Origin of the sequence: Arthrobacter sp. Soc17.1.1.1 (assembly GCF_036867195.1) — a bacterium.
In the GTDB taxonomy this organism is placed as follows: domain Bacteria; phylum Actinomycetota; class Actinomycetes; order Actinomycetales; family Micrococcaceae; genus Arthrobacter_D.
Genome location: NZ_JBAJII010000001.1, coordinates 3,470,997 through 3,491,273, shown reverse-complemented (window position 1 = coordinate 3,491,273; position 20,277 = coordinate 3,470,997). Strand labels below are relative to the sequence as shown.

General features: G+C 70.4%; 20 protein-coding genes and 1 pseudogene. 8 read left to right on the top strand and 13 right to left on the bottom strand.

Annotated features, from left to right (window positions below; translation table 11 throughout):
* The first annotated feature begins 2 nt into the window (after window positions 1–2).
* The 4 genes from V6S67_RS16210 to V6S67_RS16195 all read left to right on the top strand — a co-directional run bounded on the left by V6S67_RS16210 (window position 3) and on the right by V6S67_RS16195 (window position 2,354).
* Entirely contained in the window at window positions 3–362 is a 360-nt protein-coding gene (locus V6S67_RS16210; RefSeq protein WP_334211627.1) for a DUF1048 domain-containing protein, read from the top strand.
* Window positions 359–1,156: an ABC transporter ATP-binding protein gene (locus tag V6S67_RS16205; protein WP_334211207.1), complete on the top strand. Its 798-nt coding sequence runs from the start codon at window positions 359–361 to the stop codon at window positions 1,154–1,156. Before V6S67_RS16210 ends, V6S67_RS16205 begins: the two co-directional genes overlap by 4 nt.
* Window positions 1,153–1,914 (top strand): ABC transporter permease, encoded by a 762-nt coding sequence (locus V6S67_RS16200; protein ID WP_334211206.1) that lies wholly within the window; start codon window positions 1,153–1,155, stop codon window positions 1,912–1,914. The genes V6S67_RS16205 and V6S67_RS16200 overlap by 4 nt, the downstream gene beginning before the upstream one ends.
* A 68-nt stretch (window positions 1,915–1,982) precedes the next feature.
* Window positions 1,983–2,354 carry a helix-turn-helix domain-containing protein gene (locus V6S67_RS16195; RefSeq protein ID WP_334211205.1) on the top strand — a complete coding sequence of 124 codons (372 nt, stop codon included), beginning with the start codon at window positions 1,983–1,985 and terminating at the stop codon, window positions 2,352–2,354.
* A 27-nt stretch (window positions 2,355–2,381) separates the two neighbouring features.
* On the opposite strand, the gene V6S67_RS16190 is transcribed toward V6S67_RS16195, so the two are convergent.
* Window positions 2,382–2,993 carry a ClpP family protease gene (locus tag V6S67_RS16190; protein ID WP_334211204.1) on the bottom strand — a complete coding sequence of 204 codons (612 nt, stop codon included), beginning with the start codon at window positions 2,991–2,993 and terminating at the stop codon, window positions 2,382–2,384.
* Window positions 2,990–3,604 (bottom strand): ClpP family protease, encoded by a 615-nt coding sequence (locus tag V6S67_RS16185; RefSeq protein ID WP_334211203.1) that lies wholly within the window; start codon window positions 3,602–3,604, stop codon window positions 2,990–2,992. Before V6S67_RS16185 ends, V6S67_RS16190 begins: the two co-directional genes overlap by 4 nt.
* A 133-nt stretch (window positions 3,605–3,737) precedes the next feature.
* Here V6S67_RS16185 and V6S67_RS16180 point away from each other — a divergent pair, with 133 nt between their 5' ends.
* On the top strand, window positions 3,738–5,261 hold the full coding sequence (locus V6S67_RS16180; protein ID WP_334211202.1) for an aromatic amino acid ammonia-lyase: 1,524 nt from the start codon (window positions 3,738–3,740) through the stop codon (window positions 5,259–5,261).
* Here the strand turns inward: V6S67_RS16180 and V6S67_RS16175 are convergent.
* The 7 genes from V6S67_RS16175 to V6S67_RS16145 form a co-directional block, all read right to left on the bottom strand.
* A complete protein-coding gene (locus V6S67_RS16175; RefSeq protein WP_334211201.1) occupies window positions 5,255–6,058 on the bottom strand; it encodes an HpcH/HpaI aldolase family protein in 804 nt (267 codons plus the stop codon). The two genes, V6S67_RS16180 and V6S67_RS16175, sit on opposite strands and share 7 nt — an antisense overlap.
* Window positions 6,043–6,828, bottom strand: coding sequence for a 2-oxo-hept-4-ene-1,7-dioate hydratase (gene hpaH, locus V6S67_RS16170; RefSeq protein WP_334211200.1), 786 nt, complete (start codon window positions 6,826–6,828; stop codon window positions 6,043–6,045). Before hpaH ends, V6S67_RS16175 begins: the two co-directional genes overlap by 16 nt.
* Window positions 6,829–6,847: 19 nt before the next feature.
* Window positions 6,848–7,927 (bottom strand): 3,4-dihydroxyphenylacetate 2,3-dioxygenase, encoded by a 1,080-nt coding sequence (gene hpaD / locus V6S67_RS16165; RefSeq protein ID WP_334211199.1) that lies wholly within the window; start codon window positions 7,925–7,927, stop codon window positions 6,848–6,850.
* A 32-nt stretch (window positions 7,928–7,959) separates the two neighbouring features.
* Window positions 7,960–9,498: a 5-carboxymethyl-2-hydroxymuconate semialdehyde dehydrogenase gene (gene hpaE, locus V6S67_RS16160; RefSeq protein ID WP_334211198.1), complete on the bottom strand. Its 1,539-nt coding sequence runs from the start codon at window positions 9,496–9,498 to the stop codon at window positions 7,960–7,962.
* A gap of 46 nt (window positions 9,499–9,544) precedes the next feature.
* Window positions 9,545–10,234: a GntR family transcriptional regulator gene (locus V6S67_RS16155; RefSeq protein ID WP_334211197.1), complete on the bottom strand. Its 690-nt coding sequence runs from the start codon at window positions 10,232–10,234 to the stop codon at window positions 9,545–9,547.
* Window positions 10,227–11,693 carry a fumarylacetoacetate hydrolase family protein gene (locus V6S67_RS16150; protein ID WP_334211196.1) on the bottom strand — a complete coding sequence of 489 codons (1,467 nt, stop codon included), beginning with the start codon at window positions 11,691–11,693 and terminating at the stop codon, window positions 10,227–10,229. The genes V6S67_RS16155 and V6S67_RS16150 overlap by 8 nt, the downstream gene beginning before the upstream one ends.
* Window positions 11,694–11,888: 195 nt before the next feature.
* Entirely contained in the window at window positions 11,889–12,146 is a 258-nt protein-coding gene (locus tag V6S67_RS16145; protein WP_334211195.1) for a hypothetical protein, read from the bottom strand.
* Window positions 12,147–12,470: 324 nt separating this feature from the next.
* Between V6S67_RS16145 and V6S67_RS16140 the strand changes: the two genes are divergently transcribed.
* Window positions 12,471–12,887, top strand: coding sequence for a RidA family protein (locus V6S67_RS16140; protein ID WP_334211194.1), 417 nt, complete (start codon window positions 12,471–12,473; stop codon window positions 12,885–12,887).
* A 41-nt stretch (window positions 12,888–12,928) separates the two neighbouring features.
* On the opposite strand, the gene V6S67_RS16135 is transcribed toward V6S67_RS16140, so the two are convergent.
* Complete coding sequence (locus tag V6S67_RS16135; protein WP_334211193.1) at window positions 12,929–14,590, bottom strand: catalase; 1,662 nt, start codon at window positions 14,588–14,590, stop codon at window positions 12,929–12,931.
* Between the two features lie 525 nt (window positions 14,591–15,115).
* Here V6S67_RS16135 and V6S67_RS16130 point away from each other — a divergent pair.
* Window positions 15,116–16,593 (top strand): annotated as a pseudogene (locus V6S67_RS16130) (HNH endonuclease).
* Window positions 16,594–16,665: 72 nt separating this feature from the next.
* Here V6S67_RS16130 and V6S67_RS16125 read toward each other — a convergent pair.
* The 3 genes from V6S67_RS16125 to V6S67_RS16115 are packed head-to-tail and all read right to left on the bottom strand — an operon-like array spanning window position 16,666 to window position 18,195.
* Window positions 16,666–17,304, bottom strand: a complete 639-nt coding sequence (locus V6S67_RS16125) for a hypothetical protein (RefSeq protein WP_334211192.1) — start codon at window positions 17,302–17,304, stop codon at window positions 16,666–16,668.
* Between the two features lie 40 nt (window positions 17,305–17,344).
* Window positions 17,345–17,680 carry a nuclear transport factor 2 family protein gene (locus V6S67_RS16120; protein WP_334211191.1) on the bottom strand — a complete coding sequence of 112 codons (336 nt, stop codon included), beginning with the start codon at window positions 17,678–17,680 and terminating at the stop codon, window positions 17,345–17,347.
* Window positions 17,681–17,721: 41 nt separating this feature from the next.
* On the bottom strand, window positions 17,722–18,195 hold the full coding sequence (locus tag V6S67_RS16115) for a nuclear transport factor 2 family protein (RefSeq protein WP_334211190.1): 474 nt from the start codon (window positions 18,193–18,195) through the stop codon (window positions 17,722–17,724).
* A gap of 167 nt (window positions 18,196–18,362) precedes the next feature.
* Between V6S67_RS16115 and V6S67_RS16110 the strand changes: the two genes are divergently transcribed.
* Window positions 18,363–20,276, top strand: coding sequence for an FAD-binding monooxygenase (locus V6S67_RS16110; RefSeq protein ID WP_334211189.1), 1,914 nt, complete (start codon window positions 18,363–18,365; stop codon window positions 20,274–20,276).
* Window position 20,277 lies beyond the last annotated feature (1 nt).

Genomic DNA, 20,277 nt, shown 5'->3' with positions numbered 1-20,277 from the left:
CCATGTGGATCGAGAAGATCGTCGGGGATCTCGGCGACAAGAAGCGGTACCGGGAGTACAGGGAGCGCGTGCGGCGGTTGCCCGACGGCTACCGCGAGGCGGCCCTCGCACTGGAGCGCTACCTGCTCCACCTCGGACCGAGCAACGACGGCAACAGCCTCATCGCGATGGTCACCGACCTCGCGGACCTCTTCGAGCAGAGCGTCGCCGCAGGCACGCCGCTGCGCGACGTCGTCGGGACCGACCCCGTGGAGTTCGCCGAGGAGTTCATGCAGAACTACGGCGGCGGGAGCTGGATCCGGACGGAACGGGACAGGCTCGCGAAGGCCATCGACCACGCAGAGGCGGAGGAACGAAGATGACCGCCCGGGCTCCTGCGATCCGCGTGACGGCACTCGCGAAGTCCTACAGGGACCTGCACGTCCTCCGCGGCGTCGACTTCGAGGTGGCCCGCGGCAGCATCTTCGCGCTCCTCGGATCGAACGGCGCCGGCAAGACGACCGTGGTGAGGATCCTGTCCACGCTGCTCGCCCCCGATGACGGGACGGCCACCGTCAACGGCTTCGACGTCGCCACCCAGGCGCCGGACGTGCGGGAGTCCATCAGCCTCACGGGGCAGTTCGCCGCCGTCGACGAGGTCCTCAGCGGCCGCGAGAACCTCGTGCTCGTCGCGAGGCTCCGGCACCTGAAGGATCCGCAGCAGGTCGCCGACGACCTGCTGCGGCGCTTCGCCCTCACCGATGCGGGGGACCGGAAGGCGGCCACCTACTCCGGCGGGATGCGCCGCCGCCTGGACATCGCCATGAGCCTCATCGGCAGCCCGCCGGTGATCTTCCTCGACGAACCGACCACGGGCCTCGATCCGGAGGCCCGGCTGGAGGTGTGGCGTGCCGTCCGGGAACTGGCAGGGCAGGGGACCACCGTGCTGCTGACCACGCAGTACCTGGACGAGGCCGAGCAGCTCGCCGATCGCATCGCCATCCTCCACGAGGGCCGGATCATCGCGGACGGCACGCTCGCGGAGCTCCGGCAGGTCCTCCCGCCCGCCCGGGTGGAGTACGTCGAGAAGCAGCCCACCCTCGAGGACGTGTTCCTCGCGATCATCGGCACCGCCCCGGCGGGCAGGGATGAGCAGGCCGGAGGGGGATCCCGATGAGCACCCACCTGGTCCGCGACACCGCGGCGCTGACCGGCCGGTCGCTGCGCCACATCACCCGCAGCGTCGACACCGTCGTCACGACGGCGGTCATGCCCGTCGCCATCATGGTCCTGTTCGTCGTCGTGTTCGGCGGGGCGATCGACACGGGCACGTCCTCCTACGTCGACTACATGCTGCCGGGCGTCCTGCTCATCACCATCGCGTCCGGTGTGGCGTACACGGCGTACCGGCTGTTCCTGGACCTGCAGAGCGGCATCTTCGAGCGCTTCCAGTCCATGCCCATCGCCCGGTCCAGCATGCTGTGGGCGCACGTGCTCACCTCGCTCGTCGCGAACCTCGTCTCCCTCGCGATCGTCGTCGGCGTCGCCCTCCTCATGGGCTTCCGGACGTCGGCGGGTCCCGTCGCCTGGCTGGGTGTGCTCGGCATGCTGGTGCTCTTCACCCTCGCCCTGACCTGGATGGCGGTGATCGCGGGCCTGTCCGCGAAGACCGTGGACGGTGCGAGCGCGTTCTCCTACCCGCTGATCTTCCTCCCGTTCGTCAGTTCGGCCTTCGCACCGACGGAGACCATGCCCGGCCCCGTCCGCTGGTTCGCCGAGAACCAGCCGGTCACGTCGATCGTGGACTCGATCAGGGACCTGTTCGCGGGCCAGCCGGTCGGCGGCGACCTCTGGACGGCGCTCGCGTGGTGCACCGCGCTCCTCGCCGCCGCCTACGCCGTCGCCATCGCGACGTACCGGCGGAGGACGAGCTAGGACCCGGCCGCTCTGCCCTGAGCAGAGCGGTCCCCACGCCGCCCCGCGCGCGGCTACAGTCAGGGTGCATGGGCGAGATCCTGTATTTCCCGTCAGCTGCAACCACCGGACGACGCCGGCAGGCCCGGCCGCGCACGGCCCGCCCGGACGAGGTCCCTGAGGACACCCGCCCGGGGCGCGAGCCGCTCCTGCGCGAGGCCTACGGCGACGTGCTGCGCGACCTCCGGCTCGACCGCGGCGAGCGGCTCACGGACGTCGCCGGCCGTGCGGCCATCTCGCCGCAGTACCTCTCCGAGATCGAACGCGGCCGCAAGGACGCCTCCTCGGAGATCCTCGCGGCCATCGCGCGCTCGCTGGGTGTGACGGTGCGGACCCTGAGTTCCCATGCCACCACCCGGATGGCCCGGGGCGGAGGACCGCAGGTCCGCCTCGCCGCCTGAGCCGGGCCGGGTCGGGACTGCCCGTCCCTACGCGGGCGGGTCCGTCTTGCGGTACTCCACCACGGTGTCGACCACGCCGTAGTGCACGGCCTGGCGGGCGTCGAGGACGAGGTTCCGGTCCGTGTCCCGCCGGATGTCCTCCACCGTCCTCCCGGTGTGCCGGGCGAGGAGCTCGTCGAGGAGCGCCGTGATCCGCTCCACCTCGTCGGCCTCGAGGATGAGGTCGGGGATGGTGCCCCGGCCCGTGTCGATCGTCGGCTGGTGCAGCACCACGCGTCCGCGCGGCAGGATGGAGCGCGCGCCGCGCTCACCCCCGGCGAGGAGCACCGCCGCGGTGAAGGTCGCCTGGCCGATGCACGTGGTGCGGACCGGGGGCGTGACGTACTGCATCGCGTCGTACACGGCGAGCATGGCGCTGATGGATCCACCGGGCGAGTTGATGTACAGGTCGATCGGCAGCGACGCGCTCGCGGACTCCAGGTGGAGCAGCTGCGCGATCAGCGCGTTGGCCACGCCGTCGTCCAGGGGCGTGCCGAGATAGATGATGCGCTCGGTCAGCAGGCTGCTGTAGATGTCGAGGGTCTGCTGCGACCCGTTGCCGTGGCGCACCGTGACGTAGGGGATGGTGTAGCTGCTCATCGCACACCGCCCAGGCTGACGGCCGCGCGCCGGCCCGGCCGGATGTCGTCCAGGTGGTCGATGATCCGGTCCACGAACCCGTACTCCCGCGCCTCGGCCGCCGTGAACCAGCGGTCACGCAGGGAGTCGGCGGTGACGCGCCCGATCGGCTGACCGGTGTCCGCGGCGATGAGCCCGAGCACGGTGTCCCGTGTGTGCCGCAGGTCCTCGGCCTGGATGGCGATGTCCATCGCGGTGCCGCCGATACCGCCGGAGCCCTGGTGCAGCAGCACGCGGGCGTGCGGCAGGGCGAAGCGCTTGCCGTGCGTCCCGGCGCTGAGGAGGAACTGTCCGGCGCTGAGGGCCAGGCCCAGGACCACGGTGGAGACGTCGTTCGGGATGAGGCGCATGACGTCTCGGATCGCGAGCATCGCGGGCACGGACCCGCCGGGGGAGTTGATCCACAGGCTGATGTCCCGCTGCGGGTCCTCGGCGGAGAGCAGCATCAGCTGCGTGCACAGCCGGTTGCCGCCCTCCTGGTCCAGTTCGGTGCCGAGCAGCAGGATCCGGTGGCTCATGAGCTGCTGGGTCAGGGTGTCGTCGAGGGATGTGGGTCTGCGTTCGTCGGTCATGACCCCACCCTCGTCCCGGCGCCGTGGCCGGACAAGGGCGTGCTGCCGGAGGCAGATCTGCTGGGAGCTGCGCAGGGCGGGTGGTCCGGGGCACCGCCGTGGGGCCTCCCCCCGATGCCCGGACAGGAGTACAGTGTCGCCACGTCCGCAGGGGCGTTCCCGGATCCTGGAGGCGATCATGGACCACGTCGGCGTGGATGCGCAGCCCCTGACCATCGAGGATCTGCTGGCCGCCGTCGGGGGTGCGGAGCTGAGGCTCGGCGACACCGCGCGGGCGCGGATCGCAGCGGGCCGCGCGCTGATCGACGAGGCGCTGGTATCCGGGGTCCCGGTCTACGGGCTCACCACGAACGTGGGGCACGGCAAGGACCAGCGCATCCGTCGCGAGGAACTCGAACGGCAGCAGCAGATGCTCGTGGCAACCCACGGCGGAGCGTTCGGGCCGCCGCTCCCGCAGGACGTCGTCCGGGCGGCGATGGCCGTGCGGGTCAACGGCATGGCACAGGGTGGCTCCGGGGCGAGCCTCGCGGCAGCCACGACCCTGGTGTCCATGCTCAACGCCGGGGTCCACCCGGTGTTGCCCGCGACGGGTTCCATCGGCGCCGCGGACATCGGCCACATGGCGGGGATCGCCCAGGTGGCCGTCGGCGCAGGTGCCGCCCGGTACGACGGTGAGACCCTTCCCGGCGGGGAGGCACTGCGCCGCGCGGGGATCCCGCCGCTCCGCCTCAAGGGGAAGGACGGTCTCGCACTCATCTCCGCCAACGGGGTCTCCGTGGGACACGGCGCCATCGTCGTCGGCCACGCCGCCCGGGTTGCTGACGCCGCCGATGAAGCCGCCGCGCTGTCCCTCGAGGCGACGGGCGGCAACCCGTCCGTCGTCCTGCCCGCGGTCGGCCGTGCGAAGCCCTATCCGGGACAGATCGCCGCTGCCGCACACGTCCTGGACCTGCTGCAGGGCAGCCGTCTCCTGGAGGCCGCGGGACCGCGGTCCGTCCAGGACGCGCTCTCGTTCCGGGTGGTCCCGCAGGTCCACGGAGCCCTCCGCGAGTTCCTGACCGTCACGCGCCGGGCCGTGGAGGTCGAACTGAACTCGGCGAGCGACAACCCCCTCGCCGACGTCGGCTCCGGCACCGTGATCAGCAACGGCAACTTCCACCCGATGGTGATGGCCGTGTCCTTCGACGCCCTGCGCGTGGCCCTCGTCCATGCGGGGCAGCTCAGCGAGCGGCGCATGAGCCACCTGTGGAATGCCGTCATGGGTGCTCTCCAGCAGGGCCCACCGCCGCAGGCGACGGGCCCGGCGTCCCTGCCCGGGGTCCAGCTCCGGTACGCCGCGTCGGCATCCTTCACCGCCCTGCGCCTGCTGGCCGAGCCCGCGACCCTGGACTCGACCGTCCTGGACGGGGGCATCGAGGATCATGCCACGGGCGCGGTCCTGACGGTCAGGAGGACCGAGGAGGCCGTCGGGCTCCTCGCGGACATCCTCGCGATCGAGGTGCTGCTGGCGGTCGACCTGCTCGACCTGTCGTCTCCCGTCCGCCTGGGCGGCGGGGCCACCCGGGCCGCGGAACTGGCCCATGGGGCGGCCGCGGGAGCGGCATCAGCGGCGGAGGTCCACCGCAGGCTGAGGGAGGGGTTCCCGTCGGTTCAGTAGCTCCCCGGGGCTCCGCCGTCGGTCGCGGGGACGAAGGTGGCGGCCAGGGCCTCGGAACCACGGGCGAGGAGGGCGACGTCGGCCCCGACGAGGACGAAGCGCGCCCCGCCGTCGAGGTACCTGCGGGCGGTGTCCGGGGTGAAGGCGTTGACCCCGGCCGGTTTTCCCGCCCGCCGGGCGGCCGCGAGGCACTGCCCGACGGCGGCACGTACGTCCGGGTGTTCCTGCTGACCGAGGAGCCCCATGGAGGCGGCGAGGTCGGAGGGCCCCATGAAGATGGCGTCGACGCCGTCGACCGCGAGGATGTCCTCCACGGCCCCGACGGCGGCTGTGGACTCGATCTGCACCGTCACGCTGACCGTCGACCCCGCGGAGGCCAGATAGTCGGGGACCCTGTTCCAGCGGGCGGCCCGGGCCAGCGCCGAGCCGACGCCGCGGACGCCGTCGGGCGGATAGCGGGTGGCGGCGACGGCGGCCCGCGCGTCGGCCGCCGAGTGCACCATGGGGATCAGCAGGTTCTGCACGCCGAGGTCGAGGTACTGCTTGATGAGCACGGTGTCGTTGACGGGCGGCCGGACGAGCGTCTGCACCGGGTACCCGTGGACAGCCTGGAGCTGGGCGAGGATGGACTCGAGGCCGTTGGGGCTGTGTTCGGCGTCGATGAGCAGCCAGTCCAGCCCGGCGCCGGCGCAGATCTCGGCGACCAGCGGGCTGCCGGAGCAGACCCACATGCCGGCGAGCGGCCGGTCGGCCGCGGCGAGGGCGTCGGCGAACGTGGGGGCTAGGTGAAGCGGCATGTGACGGCTCCCAGTGCTCCGTAGTCGGCGTGGACGGTGTCGCCCCGGTCCACCCACATGGGTCGGGTGAAGGATCCGGCGAGGATGATGTCCCCGGCCTTCAGGCCGTCCCCGTGGGCGGCGATCTTGTTCGCGAGCCAGTGCACGCCTGCGGCGGGATGGTCCAGGACCCCGGCGGCCACCCCGGTCTCCTCCACCACCTGGTTCTTGTAGAGGATCGCGGCGACCCAGCGCAGGTCGACGGCGTCGGGCTTCACAGGCCTGCCGCCCACCACCATGGCGCCCATCGCCGCGTTGTCGGAGATGGTGTCCACGATGGTCCGGCCCTCCATCTCGATCCGCGAATCCAGGATCTCCAGGGCCGGCACCACGTAGTCGGTCGCATTCAGGACGTCGAAGATCGTGCAGCTCGGTCCGGCGAGGTCGTCCTTCAGCACGAAGGCCAGCTCCACCTCGACCCGCGGCTTCGTGTAGCGCTCCCACTCCACGGAGCAGCCGGTCTCGAGGACCATGTCGTCGAAGATCGCCCCGTAGTCGGGCTCGGTGATGCCGGTGGCCGCCTGCATGGCCCTCGAGGTGAGCCCGATCTTCCGGCCCACGAGTGTGCGGCCGGCGTCCTCGTTGCGCTGCCGCCAGAGCCGCTGCACGGCGTAGGAATCCTCGACCGTCATGTCCGGGTAGCGGGCGGTCAGCAGCGGCACCGGGGTCCGGGTGCGGGCGGCGTCGAGCAGTTCGTCGGCGATCCGGCTGATGGTCCGGGGATCGAGCATCGGTGTCCTCCTGCGGGTCTCAGAGCTGGGTGCCGAGCTTGAAGCCCTCGGCCGTGCCGCCGTCGTGCCTGCGCGTGTAGGAGAAGCCGTCGGCGCCGACGGTCACGGCCATCTCGCTCCTGTCCTCGCGGGCCACGACGGGCTGGGGGGTGCCGTCGAGGTCCAGGACCAGGGAGGCCTCCGAGTACCAGGACGGCACGACGGCGTTGCCCCACCAGTCGCGGCGCTGGTTGTCGTGCACGTCCCACGTGATGGTCGGGTTGTCCGGATCGCCCGTGTAGTAGTCCTGGCAGTAGATCTCGATGCGGTGACCGTCCGGGTCGAGGATGTAGAGGTAGAAGGCGTTCGAGACGCCGTGCCGTCCGGGCCCGCGCTCGATGCGGTCGCTGATGCGCAGGGCGCCCATCTTGTCGCAGATCTGGATGATGTTGTGCTTCTCGTGGGTCGCGAAGGCCACGTGGTGCATGCGGGGACCGTTGCCGCCGGTCAGGGCGGTGTCATGCACGGTCTGCTTGCGGTGCATCCACACGGCGTAGGTGACGCCGTCGGAGTCCTGGATGTCCTCGGAGACCCGGAAGCCGAGGTCCTCGAGGTACGCACGCCCGCGCGGGACGTCCGGGGTCACCTGGTTGAAGTGGTCCAGGCGCACCAGTTCGCCCGCCGAGTAGAGGTCGTAGCGCTGGGTGAGGCGCTCCACGTGCTCGACGTCGTAGAAGAACTCGTAGGGGAAGCCCAGCGGATCCTCGACGCGGACGGAGTCCCCGACGCCCCTGGTGAAGCCTCCTGCGCGGCGTTCGGTGCGGCAGCCCAGTTCCCTGTAGTAGGCCTCGGCGGCGTCCACCTCGGCAGGGGACCTCACGCGGTACGCGAAGGCGGCGACGGCGGCGACCGGTCCCTTCCGCAGCACGAGGTTGTGGTGGATGAACTCCTCGAGCGAGCGCAGGTAGATCGCCTCGTCGTCCTCCTCCGTGACGTGCAGGCCGAGGACGTCCACGTAGAACTGGCGGGAGCGGGCGAGGTCGGTGACCACGATCTCCATGTACGCGCAGCGGACGATGTCCGGGGCTGGGACCGAGGGCGTGGGGATGGGCTGGGCCATGGTGGTTCTCTCTTCGTCGAGCGGGAGGGGTGTCAGCCTTCGTTGGCTGCGGAGTCTGCGATGCTGCCGAACTTCGGTGTGTGGACGGTGCCGAGCGTGATGTGCACGGCCTGCTGGTCGGTGTAGAAGTCGATGGAGCGGTAGCCGCCCTCGTGGCCGAGGCCCGAGGACTTGACCCCGCCGAAGGGCGTGCGGAGGTCGCGGACGTTGTGGCTGTTGAGCCACACCATGCCCGCCTCGACGCTCTGCGCGAAGGTGTGGGCCCGGGTCAGGTCCTTCGTCCACACGTAGGCCGCGAGCCCGTACTTCGTGTTGTTCGCGAGTTCCAGGGCCTCGGCGTCGGTGTCGAAGGGGGTGAGGGCGACGACGGGGCCGAAGATCTCCTCCTGGAAGATCCGGGCGTCCGGGGAGACGTCGGCGAAGACCGTGGGGGCGATGTAGTTGCCCTCCGGGAGGTGCTCCGGGCGTCCGCCGCCGGCGAGCAGGCGGCCCTCGGTCTTCCCGATCTCCAGGTAGGAGGCCACCTTCTCGAAGTGCTCGGGGTGCACGAGCGCGCCCACCTCTGTCTTCGGGTCGTGCGGGTCGCCGACGACGATGGCCTTCGCCCGCGCGGCGTACTTCTCGCAGAACTCCTCGTACACGGGGCGTTCGACGAGGATGCGGGAGCCGGCGGTGCAGCGCTCGCCGTTGAGGGAGAACACGCCGAAGAGGGCCGAGTCGATGGCGGCGTCGATGTCCGCATCGGCGAAGACGACGCAGGGTGACTTCCCGCCGAGCTCCATGGAGAGTCCCTTGAGGTTGGCTGCGGCGTTCCGGAAGATCGTCTGGCCCGTGGTGGTCTCGCCCGTGAAGGAGATCAGCGGGACGTCCGGGTGCTTCACGAGGGCGTCCCCGGCCTCCTCGCCGAGTCCGTTGACGAGGTTGAACACGCCGTCGGGCAGGCCCGCGTCCTTGAAGATCTGCGCCCACAGGGAAGCGGAGAGGGGCGTGAACTCGGCCGGCTTCAGCACCACGGCGTTGCCCGTCGCCAGCGCGGGCGCGAGCTTCCAGGACTCGAGCATGAAGGGCGTGTTCCACGGGGTGATGAGCCCGGCGACGCCGATGGGCTTGCGGTTCACGTAGTTGATCTGCGAGCCGGGCACCTTCATGGCGTCGTCGAACTGCGCCACGATGAGGTCCGCGAAGAAGCGGAAGTTCTCGGCCGCACGCAGCGCCTGCCCCTTCGCCTGGGTGATGGGCAGGCCGGTGTCGAACGTCTCGAGTTCGGCGAGCCGGGACTCCTGGGCCTCGACGGCGTCGGCGATCCGGTTCAGCACGCGGGCGCGCTCACGGGGCTTCAGGCGGGGCCACGGGCCGTCGGTGAACGCCTCGCGGGCGGCGGCGACCGCGGCGTCGATGTCCTCCTGCTGCCCCGCCGCGGCGGTGGCGTACGGGGTGTTGGACACCGGGTCGAGGACCTCGAAGGTCTTCCCGCCGATCGAGTCGACGAAGCGCCCGCCGATGTAGTGCTGGATGGTGGAGGGCAGGCCCTCGGGGATGTACTGCTCGGTCGCGGCGCCGGTCGTGGTCATCAGTGGGTCCTCACGGTGGTTCTGGGCGGGATCAGGGGCTGGGACGTCATGCGCGGCTGTCCTGGGCGTGCGCCAGGTAGGCGTCGAGGGTGGCGCTGCGGTGGGAGCGGGCCGCGCGCTCGACCGTGTCGGCGTCGGCCCCCTCCTCGATCAGGCGGAGCAACGCCTCGTGTTCCGCCACGGAGTCGCGGGCGCGGCCCGGGACGAAGCGGAAGGTCGAGGACCGCAGCGATGCCAGGCGGTTCCAGCCGCGGTGCACGAGGTCGAGGATGTGCGGATTCGGGCAGTGCTCGAAGAGGATGGCGTGGAAGTCCTGGTTGAGCCGTGTGAAGCGCACCGGGTCGAAGTGCTCCAGGCAGGCGCGCATCTCCTCGTTAACCGACCGCGCGCGGGCCACGTCCCCCGCGCCGATGAAGGGGGCGGACAGGGCCGTCGCGGCGCCTTCGACGAGGCTCAGCGTCTGCATCGTGTAGAGGTACTCTGTGGGGTCGATCCCGGCGACCGTCGCACCGACATTGCGCTGGAAGGTCACCAGGCCCTCGGCTTCGAGGCGGCGGATCGCCTCCCGCACGGGCACCACGCTCACCCCGAGGTCCTGCGCGATCGCGGCGAGGACGAGGCGGTGCCCCGGCGGGTAGGTGCCGTCGACGATCCGCGCCGTGACGGCGGCATAGGCCTGCTGCGACTTGCTGCCCTCCGCCACCGCGTCGTTCGCGGTCCCGGTCACCTCAGTCATGGGGCTGCCCCGCCTCCCATTCCTCGTACCGCGCCCGCCAGGTGGCGTTCAGCGGGTACAGTCCGTCGACGCCGTGCCCCTCGGCGACCATCCGGGCGATGAACGTCTCCTCGCGCTCCTGCGCGATCGCGTCCTCGGCCAGTTCGGCGGCGAGAGCGGGCGGGATCACGAGGATGCCGTCGGCGTCGGCCACGATGATGTCGCCCGGCTGGACGGTGGTGCCGCCGCAGGCGATGGTGACGTCGGTGTCCCACGGGATATGGCGCCGCCCCAGCACCGCCGGGTGCGGGTTGGCGTAGTAGGTGGGCATGTCCATCGCGGCCACCGTCGCGAAGTCCCGCACACCGCCGTCCGTGATGATCGCCGCGGCGCCGCGCACCTCGGCCCGGAGGGCGAGGATGTCCCCGATGGTGCCGGTGCCCTTCTCGCCGCGGGCCTCCATCACGAGGATCTCGCCCTCGTTCACGGTGTCGATGGCCCGTTTCTGCGCGTTGTAGCCTCCGCCGTGGGCCTTGAACAGGTCCTCGCGGTTCGGCACGTAGCGCAGCGTGCGGGCGAGCCCGACGACGCGCCGTCCCGGCTGCGTGGAGGTGAGTCCGTCGATGCTGACGTTGTCGAGGCCGCGTTTGCGCAGCTGGGAGGAGAGGGTGGCCGTGGCGACGCTCTCGAGCTTCGCCTTAAGGTCCGGTGTGAGCACGGTCGTCGGCTCGGGTGCCGGCAGTCCGGCCGCCTCGCGTGAGCCGTAGGCCTCCTCGCGCTGGGCGTCGTCGGCCCTGGGCCGGGCGCCGAACCCGGCCAGCGGCGTCGTGCCCTCGCTCACGCGGGTGGTGAGGCGTCCGGTGGACAGGGCGCCGGCGCCGACCTCGACCTCGAGCACGTCTCCGGGGACGGCGACCGACGCTCCGGCCGGCGTGCCCGTGAGGATGATGTCGCCGGGTTCGAGGGTCAGCAGCTGCGACAGGTCGGCGATGAGCCGGGAGAACGGGAAGAGGAGATCGGCCGTCGTGTCGTCCTGGACGAGGGTGCCGTTGTGCCAGGTGCGGAGGGTGAGGGCGGCGGGATCGAGGGAGTTCGCAGGCAGGAGGCCGGGACCCACGGGGGTGAAGCCGTCACCACCCTTGGAGCGCAGGTTCGAGCCCTTGTCGGCATAGCGGAGGTCGTAGACGCCGAGGTCGTTGCCGGCGGTGACCCAGCCGACGTGGCTCCAGGCCTCGCCGGGGGAGACCCTGCGGGCAGGGGTGCCGATGATGAGCGCGATCTCACCCTCGAACCCGAGCAGTTCGCAGCCGGCGGGGCGCTCGACGGCGGAGCCGGACAGTGCGAGGGAGGACGACGGCTTCAGGAAGTAGGAGGGCTGCTCGGGGGTACGGCCCCTCTGGGCGGCCCGGCTGGGGTAGTTGATGTGCACCGCGATGACCTTGCGGGCGGCGGCCAGAATGCCCTCGTCGACCTGTTCCACCCGTGGCTCCTCATCGAGTACGAAATCGTATACGAAGCCTAGGCAGGGGTGGGAGGGCCCGTCAAGGGTGGGGCACGGCTGAGGTCCGGGAGGTACGGTGCGTGCCTTGCACCCGGAATGGGACGCCACTGCTCGTGACGTCCCGTCCCGGGTGTCCTCGACGCCGGTCGGCGTCGAGGACTCTTCGACTGCAGGCTAGACGAAGTTGAGCACGGTGAAGATGAGGCCGATGATGCCGAAGACCGTGCAGATGATGCCGAGGACCTTCCCTGCTGTTGCGCGGGCACCGAGTCGCTCGGCCTTGTTCGCCTGCATGATGGCGAGGGGGCCGAGGATGATCCCGAGGATGAACAGGCCGATGATGCCGAGGACCAGGGAGGTGGTCTTGGCCTTGCCGGCCTCGGGCGACACGCCATTGGCGCTCTGCATGGTGTTGTAGGGCTGCTGAGTCATGGTGATTCCTTCTGCGTGATGGCTTCCGCGCGTGCGAAGGCGCGCGGGAAGCGTGGAATGGTACGTGCACGAAAGGGCGGAAGGCAGGCTGAGCGCCCGGTCCCGAAGAATGATCCCCCGCCGTGACTGTACCGTTCGATCTCTCCGGGAGGGAGGGGCCGCGCGCACTTTCCCGGGAGGAGCTCGCGGAACGGGCAGCCGGGTCGTGACGCCGACGATGTCATCGGTTCCGGCGCAGGCCTGCAGCCTGTCCGGGGACGTATGCAACGGTGACGGGTGGGCCGATGGCAGACTGGCGTTCGTCGTCGAAAGGAGAACGCCCTCATGGATCCGGTCGTGACCTTGATCCGCTCACATGCCCTCTCGGATGTCGCCCAGTATGCGTACGCGGCCACAGCCCCGGCGGGGGCGCGGATGATCTTCCTGGCCGGCTCGTGCCCACTGGACGAGGACGGCGCCACGGTCGGCCAGGGCGACTACGCAGCGCAGGCCGGACGGTGCGTCCACACCATGCTTCAGGCCCTCGAGGCGGCCGGTGCTTCGCTCTCCGACGTGATCAGTACGCGGGTGCTGGTGGCGTCCTCGAGGCAGGCGGACCTCGTCACCGCCTGGAACGTGGTGCGGGCCGCCTTCGGCGACCATGACGTGCCGAGCACACTGCTGGGCGTGACGGTTCTCGGGTACGACGACCAGCTCGTCGAGATCGAGGCCGTCGCAGCGGTGCTCGATCAGAACACCTGAGATCCTCCCCTCAGCCCGAGGCCGGACGGACTGCGGCGGATTCAGCGGGTGACGACCACGTGCTCGTTGGGCACGCAGTGCGTCATGGTGAGTCCCTCGACATCGCGCGGTCCGTTGTTGCCCAGATTCTTCAGGCGATCCAGCTCGTCGTCGGACAGGGTCTGGCTGGCGAGGGGCGGCAGGTCCTTGATCTCGTCGAGGCCGATGCCGAGGCCTGCACCGACGCGGGCTCCGAGTTCGTCGTCGACGAGGTAGAAGTGCCAGACCATGCGCTCCTGCACCGCGCGTGCCGCCTGCCCGATGAGCGTGACGAAGTTGCCCACCAGATCGTCCTTCTCCCACTGCTCCAGCAGCTGGTAGCGCTGGCCCGCCTGCAGGTAGTCGTTGGTGAGCGGGATGCGCTTGCGCGTCAGGCGCCCATGGATCTCGGGCCCCTGCTCGTCATGTGTGGGGTACTCGCCCTCGCGGAGACCGCCGGTGATCGAGGGCTCGTAATTGACGCGGGGGTTCTGCCCGGGCGCGAGGTCCCTCGCGTAGGACATCTGCCCGCCGCTCTGGTTCGTGTGCACGGGTGCGTGCTTCGCCGCGTTGACGGGCAGCTGGAGGTAGTTCGGGCCCACCCGGTAGCGCTGGGCGTCGCTGTAGCTGAACGTGCGGCCCACGAGCATCTTGTCGTCCGAGAAATCGAGGCCGTCCACGAGGACGCCCGTGCCGAAGGAGATCTGCTCGTTCTCGTTGTGGTGGTCCGAGACGTTCCTGTTCAGCGTCATGGTGCCGATCAGCTTCGGCACGAAGTCCTGCTCCGGCCAGGTCTTCGTGTCGTCGAGCGGGTCGAAATCGAGCTCCGGGTGGTCGCCGTCGTCCATCAGCTGCACGTACAGATCCCACTTCGGGTAGTCGCCGCGCTCGATCGCCTCGAACAGGTCCTTCGACGCGTGACCGAGATCCGTGGCCTGGATGTTGGCGGCGTCCTCCTCGGTCAGGCTCTTCACGCCCTGCTGCGGCTGCCATGTGTACTTCACGAGCTTGGTGTCGCCGTCGGCATTGACCCACTTGTAGGTGTTGACGCCGAAGCCCTGCATGTGGCGGTAGTCCGCCGGGATGCCGCGCGGGCTGAAGAGGTTCACGAGCATGTGCATCGCCTCGGGGGTCTGCGACATGAAGTCGAAGATGCGCGCCGGTTCCTGCCTGAACGTGACGGGGTCCGGCTTGAGCGAGTGGATGACGTCGGGGAACTTGATGGCGTCGCGGATGAAGAACACGGCGAGGTTGTTGCCCACCAGGTCCCAGTTGCCGTCCTCGGTGTAGAACTTCACGGCGAAGCCGCGGGGATCGCGGGCAGCTTCGGAGGAGTCCCGGCCGCCGATGACGGACGAGAAGCGGATGGCGACGTCGGTCTTCTTGCCCGGCTCGGAGAAGAGCTTGGCCCGGGTGTAGGTGGTGATCGGTTCGTCGCCGACCATACCCGTCGCCTCGAAGTCGCCGTAGGCGACGAATCCGCGCGCGTGGACCACGCGTTCCGGGATGCGCTCGCGGTCGAAGTGGGTGATCTTCTCGAGGAACTGGTAGTTCTCGAGGGTGGCCGGGCCGCGGGCGCCGACGGTCCGGGAGTTCTGGTTGTCGTAGACCTGGTGGCCCTGGCGATTGGTCAGGACAGGGCGGTCGTCCCCTTCGGCGGGCGGCTGGCTGGCGACATCGGTCATGGGGTGCTCCTCACGGCGGGCTCTCGACGACGGCTTCTCTCGAGCAGTTCACACCAACGCTACGTCCGCCCGGCCGCCGGTGGCATCAGTTTCCTGCCCGGTCGAGACGTGCTAGAGCGGATGATCCGGGGCCCTGGGTCGAGGCGGTTCGCGGCCGTCGGGGCGGGATGATCCGGATGCGGAACGGGTTCTGACCTGTCGGGGATCCGCGTCCCGACGACGGCACGTGTGGCCTCATAGTGTCGGTGGCGGGCGGGATCATGGGGTATGGACAGCAGCCGGGAGGCGCCGCTCGAGGACATCACCGGGACAGGTGGCGCTTCGCGGTGCGCGGCGGTCCGGACCGCCGGTGTTCGCGAGGTGCTGGACCGGGTGGCTTCCCTTCCCGCGGGCCCCGGGAGTGCCGAGCTGATCGATCGGTTGCGGGGCCTTCTCGACCAGGCAGCCGGGTCCGGTGACGCGCCGCGCGGTGTCGCTGTGCCGTCCACCCGTGGGGGCGGTGCCGCCGCCGGCCCTTCGGGTCTCATGAGGATCGCGTCGGTACGGGATCTGATCGGCGCGTTGGTGTCTCTCGCGCCCGGAGCCGCTGGTGCGGAGTCGATCGAGGAGATCAGGGCGTGTGAGGATCTGAAGTCCCTGCTCTCTGCCCGGCAGGCCCGGACCACGGTCGCCTTCGACGTGGCCGAGCGCACGGCCCAGGCGGCGGCAGGTGTTCCGGCCGCGGAGCGGGGCAAGGGGGTGGCGGCGCAGGTGGCGTTGGCCCGGCGGGAGTCCCCGGCCCGGGGCGGGATGCTGCTGGGATTGGCACGGGCACTGGTGGCAGAGATGCCGCACACGCTCACGGCCCTGGAATCGGGGCAGGTCAGCGAGTGGCGGGCAGCGCTGCTGGTGCGGGAGACCGCGTGCCTGTCGGCGGCGGATCGGTGCGCGGTCGATGAGGACCTCAGCGCCGAGACGGGAGTGTTCGAGGGGGCCGGGACCCGGCGGATCGTCGCTGCCGCGCGGGCGGCGGCGTATCGCAGGGATCCCCGCTCGGTCGTCGGCCGGGCGGCCCGTGCGGCGGGGGACCGGTGCGTGAGTCTGCGCCCGGCACCGGACACCATGACCTATCTGACGGCCCTGCTGCCGGTGACCGAGGGAGTGGCGGTGCATGCCGAGCTGACCCGGTACGCCGACACGTGCCGGGCCCAGGGTGATGAGCGGGGCCGGGGCCAGGTGATGGCCGATGCGCTGGTCGAGCGGGTCACAGGCGTGCCCGGCGGGGTGTCGCGGGTGGAGGTGCAGCTGATCATGACCGACCGGGCGCTGTTCCAGGGCGACAGTGAGCCGGCCCGGGTGCCCGGGTGCCCGGGTACGGGATCGTGCCCGCCGCATGGGCCCGCACGCTCCTCACCCAGCAGCCGTCCGGGCCCGGCGAGCACGGAGCCGGTCTCCCGGACGGGATCCCTGCCGGAGCCGGGCCCGGATCGGCATCAGGACCGGAGCCACGCTCCCGTCGCCGGAAGGACTCCCGACAGGGGTTCGAGGCGTGGCTCCGGAGGCTCTACACCGCTCCGGGCGCCGGGGAGTTGGTGGCGGTCGATTCGAAGGCCCGGCTGTTCACGCCGGGGCAGCGCCGCTTCCTCCAGGCCCGGGACGATGCGTGCCGGACTCCGTACTGTGATGCGCCCATCCGGCACTATGACCACGTGGTGCCCTGGCACGACGACGGGCCGACGATCCTGTCGAACGGGGCCGGGCTGTGCGAGGCGTGCAACCACACCAAGGAACGTCCCGGCTGGAGGACCACCCCGACCGCGCGTGCCGCACCCGGTGCCCGACACACCATCGAGGTCCGCACCCCCACCGGCCACACCTACCGATCCACCGCCCCACCCCTGCCCGGTAGCGGTCACGAGAATCGTCACTCGCGGGGCTCGACGCGCCACGCGCCGGATCACCGAGCCTCACCCACTCCTCACCCAGTCCGCTACTCCCGACGGGTCGACCTCGTTTTCGCCTGATGCACCTCGCAGCGGGCTGGAGCGCCAGTAGGAGTGGACCTCGACCCCGCGTGGTCGGGCTGCTGGTCCCGGTCAGCTCCCGGAGGCGAGTGCGGCCAGGAGGTCGGCCGCCACGCCGTCGTCCGAGTAGCCAGCGAAATCCGTGGAGCTCAGTGAGTTCACCTCGAGCACGACCAGCGCGTGGTGCGCGGTATCCAGATACATGGCCTGGTATTCCCCCTGCGGATTGGTGGGGTACCAGCGGGCGAGGACGTGCACCTCGAGCTGCCCGGCCTGGACGGTGGTGACGGTGTTCTCCTGGTCCGCGGTGTCCGTCCGGGAGACGAACAGCTGCAGGGTCTGATCGGCGGTCGCACTGTCGGGGGCCTGGATCAGCTGGAGCGAACCGGCGTAGCGTCCCTTCGACCAGAAGTCGCAGAGGTATCGGTAGGAGTCGGTGGCCGTCGGGTCGTCACCGTAGGAGCCCCAACCGGAATCGGTGATCGTCGGATCCTCGTCGAGGATGCCGGGTACGGCGTCTCCGAGTTCGCAGGGGTCATTGCTCAGCACCGGTGTGTTGCCGCCGAAGGCGTCCGATTCCGCCCACCCGTCGGCGGTGTCCTGCAACCAGGGCTCCGGTATGCCGGTCACGGACGCGGGATCCGGCGTGCTCGCGCACCCGGTCGCAACCGTCGCGAGAACAACCAGTGCGGAGAGGGTACGGAAGCGCATGCAGTCAAGATATCCGGTGCAGGACTGCACCATGCCCGACCTAGACGGCCCCGCCGAAGTACACCTCGACGTCGTGCACACGCCCGTCCTGCACCCGGGTCGCTTCGACATTGCGGTAGGTGCGGCCCGCGACGGCGTACTCGTAGCGGTGCAGCACGACGCCGCCGATCTCGACGATCTGCAGGGTGATGGCCGGTGCGTCGAAATGGCCGGCAGAGGGGAAGCAGCGCTGCAGCCAGGCGTCCCGGTCCAGATGGTCGTCCTGGGGGCTCGTGAAGACGAACTCCGGGGCCATCAGTGAGAGGGCGAGTGCCTCGTCCTGCTCCCGGAAGGCACGCGAGAATTCGAGGACGGTCTCCTGCGGCGACAGAGGCATACGCCGATCCTGACGCGTGGCGGCACCCGCCGTCCACCCCGTCAATCAGCGCTGCGCTGGGGGACCGCGCGATCCGGTTCGTCCTCAGGACGGCCGGCGTACCACTCGTGGAACTCGGAGCAGCGCCCCAGGTGGTCGAACCGCAGGAACCAGATGTTGTCGTAGGCCGTGACCACGCGGTCACTCCCCGGGTGGTAGAACACGGTCCGTCCATGCGCGACCACCCGGTCTCCCTCGACGGCGACCGGGTGGTAGCCGGCGTCGAAGGACTCCCCGATGAAGGCATCACGCTCACTCATCCACTGGGCGACGATCTCCTCGCGTCCGACGGCGCGGATCTGGAACGGGTAGTGCCACACGGCGTCCTCGGACCAGAGGTCGGCGATCGCTCGTTCGTCGTAGAGCTTCCATGCGGTCACGTACGCGTCGAGCCACTCCTGCGCGGCATCCCTCGTCATCGCCGTCGATGCGGATGCTGCGTGGTGCCACTCGGGCTGATCCAGGAGACTCGTCATCCTGCGATCGTAGCCACGGCGCGGGCAGACGATCGGCGTCGTCGGTTCGCACCCTTGAGTCCTGCCCCTGCCCGGGCTAGCATCGCGTCACGATAGTAGAACACTGCGTTCGATTATCGAACGCAGCAATCGGCAGCGGCACCACCACGACGAAGTGAGGACAGCCCGTGCAATTCCACCACCACGGCTACGTCTCGGGCGACCCCCGGGTCCAGCCCGCAGCAGGTGTCGGTCTCGACCGTCCGGAGGAGCTCCCCGACGAGGTCGACGTCCTGATCATCGGCACCGGACCTGCCGGCATGATCACCGCCGCGCAGCTCTCGCAGTTCCCGGGCATCACCACGCGGATCGTGGAGCGCCGGCCGGGCCGGCTGCCCATCGGCCAGGCCGACGGCATCCAGGCCCGCAGCGTCGAGACGTTCCAGGCGTTCGGCTTCGCCCAGCGCATCACCGAGGAGGCGTACCGGATCGTCGAGATGGCCTTCTGGAAGCCGGACCCGGCAGATTCCTCCCGCATCATCCGCACCGCGCGCCCCGAGGACGACGAGACCGGCATCAGCGAGTTCCCCCACCTGATCGTCAACCAGGCGCGTGTGCTCGACTACTTCGGCGAGTTCATGAAGAACTCGCCCACCCGCATGGAGCCCGACTACGGCTTCGAGTTCGCCGGACTCGAGGTCGACGACGCGCAGGAGTACCCCGTCGCCGTCACCCTCGTGCGCACGGCCGGAGACCGCGAGGGCGAGCAGCGCACCGTCCGCGCCCGGTACGTGGTCGGGGCCGACGGCGCCCGCAGCAAGGTCCGCCAGGCCATCGGCTGCAGCCTCACGGGTGACCAGGCCAACCACGCGTGGGGCGTCATGGACGCGGTCGCCGTCACCGATTTCCCCGACATCCGCCGCAAGTGCGCCATCCAGTCGGGGTCCGGCGGCAGCATCCTCCTGATCCCGCGGGAGGGCGGGCACCTGTTCCGCATGTACGTGGACCTCGGCGACGTGGATCCCGCGACCAAGGGGGCCATCCGCAGCACCACCATCGCCGAGATCATCGCGAAGGCCAACACCATCCTCAGCCCCTACACCCTCGACGTGCGGAACGTCGCCTGGCACAGCGTGTACGAGGTGGGCCACCGCCTCACCGACCGGTTCGACGACGTCCTGCCGGAACAGCTCGGCCGCCGCACACCGCGCGTCTTCATCACCGGCGACGCCTGCCACACGCACAGCGCCAAGGCCGGCCAGGGCATGAACGTGTCCATGCAGGACGGCTTCAACCTCGGCTGGAAGCTCGGCCACGTGCTCGAGGGGCGTAGCCCCGAGTCCCTGCTGGCCACGTACTCCGCGGAGCGCCAGGTGGTGGCGAAGGACCTCATCGAGTTCGACAAGGAGTGGTCGGCGCTCATGGCCCGGAAGCCCGAGGACTTTGCCGACCCGTCCGAGCTCGAGGACTTCTACGTCAGCACCGCCGAGTTCCCCGCCGGCTTCCGGACCCAGTACGCGCCGTCCCTGCTCGTCGCCGAGCCCGCGCACCAGGACCTGGCCGGCGGGTTCCCGATCGGCAAGCGTTTCAAATCCGCGCCGGTGGTCCGGGTGTGCGACGGCGTCCCCCTGCACCTCGGCCACCATGCGACGGCCGACGGGCGCTGGCGCATCTACGTCTTCGCCGACTCGGCCGAGCCGGGAGCGGCGTCGGGCGTCACGGACTTCGCCGCGTGGATCGGGAGCTCCCCGGACTCGCCGCTCGCCGCGACGCCGGAGGGCGCCGACCGTGATGCGTGGTTCGACGTGAAGGTGATCTACCAGCAGGACCACACCCGGGTGGACATCGGGCGCGTGCCGCCGGAGTTCAAGCCCGCCACCGGCCCCTTCGGGCTCACCGACTACGAGAAGGTGTACGCGGCGGATCCCTCCGCCGACATCTTCGACCTGCGCGGTATCGACCGGGCCGGGGCCGTCGTCGTCGTCCGCCCGGACCAGTACGTGGCGCACGTGCTGCCCCTGGCGGACACCGCGGGCCTTGCCGCCTTCTTCGCCCCGCTGCTGGCGGGCTCCGGCCGGGCTGCCGGGCGGGCGTTCGCCTGAG

Excerpts from the sequence above, each read along its gene's own strand:
- V6S67_RS16140 (WP_334211194.1), top strand. The coding sequence starts at position 12,471 with ATGGATCCGGTCGTGACCTTGATCCGCTCACATGCCCTCTCGGATGTC.
- V6S67_RS16175 (WP_334211201.1), bottom strand. The coding sequence starts at position 6,058 with ATGCCGCTTCACCTAGCCCCCACGTTCGCCGACGCCCTCGCCGCGGCC.
- V6S67_RS16145 (WP_334211195.1), bottom strand. The coding sequence starts at position 12,146 with ATGACTCAGCAGCCCTACAACACCATGCAGAGCGCCAATGGCGTGTCG.
- V6S67_RS16195 (WP_334211205.1), top strand. The coding sequence starts at position 1,983 with ATGGGCGAGATCCTGTATTTCCCGTCAGCTGCAACCACCGGACGACGC.
- V6S67_RS16135 (WP_334211193.1), bottom strand. The coding sequence starts at position 14,590 with ATGACCGATGTCGCCAGCCAGCCGCCCGCCGAAGGGGACGACCGCCCT.
- V6S67_RS16185 (WP_334211203.1), bottom strand. The coding sequence starts at position 3,604 with ATGACCGACGAACGCAGACCCACATCCCTCGACGACACCCTGACCCAG.
- V6S67_RS16205 (WP_334211207.1), top strand. The coding sequence starts at position 359 with ATGACCGCCCGGGCTCCTGCGATCCGCGTGACGGCACTCGCGAAGTCC.
- V6S67_RS16115 (WP_334211190.1), bottom strand. The coding sequence starts at position 18,195 with ATGACGAGTCTCCTGGATCAGCCCGAGTGGCACCACGCAGCATCCGCA.
- V6S67_RS16155 (WP_334211197.1), bottom strand. The coding sequence starts at position 10,234 with ATGACTGAGGTGACCGGGACCGCGAACGACGCGGTGGCGGAGGGCAGC.
- V6S67_RS16120 (WP_334211191.1), bottom strand. The coding sequence starts at position 17,680 with ATGCCTCTGTCGCCGCAGGAGACCGTCCTCGAATTCTCGCGTGCCTTC.
- hpaH (WP_334211200.1), bottom strand. The coding sequence starts at position 6,828 with ATGCTCGATCCCCGGACCATCAGCCGGATCGCCGACGAACTGCTCGAC.
- V6S67_RS16190 (WP_334211204.1), bottom strand. The coding sequence starts at position 2,993 with ATGAGCAGCTACACCATCCCCTACGTCACGGTGCGCCACGGCAACGGG.
- V6S67_RS16200 (WP_334211206.1), top strand. The coding sequence starts at position 1,153 with ATGAGCACCCACCTGGTCCGCGACACCGCGGCGCTGACCGGCCGGTCG.
- V6S67_RS16125 (WP_334211192.1), bottom strand. The coding sequence starts at position 17,304 with ATGCGCTTCCGTACCCTCTCCGCACTGGTTGTTCTCGCGACGGTTGCG.
- hpaD (WP_334211199.1), bottom strand. The coding sequence starts at position 7,927 with ATGGCCCAGCCCATCCCCACGCCCTCGGTCCCAGCCCCGGACATCGTC.
- V6S67_RS16210 (WP_334211627.1), top strand. The coding sequence starts at position 3 with ATGTGGATCGAGAAGATCGTCGGGGATCTCGGCGACAAGAAGCGGTAC.
- hpaE (WP_334211198.1), bottom strand. The coding sequence starts at position 9,498 with ATGACCACGACCGGCGCCGCGACCGAGCAGTACATCCCCGAGGGCCTG.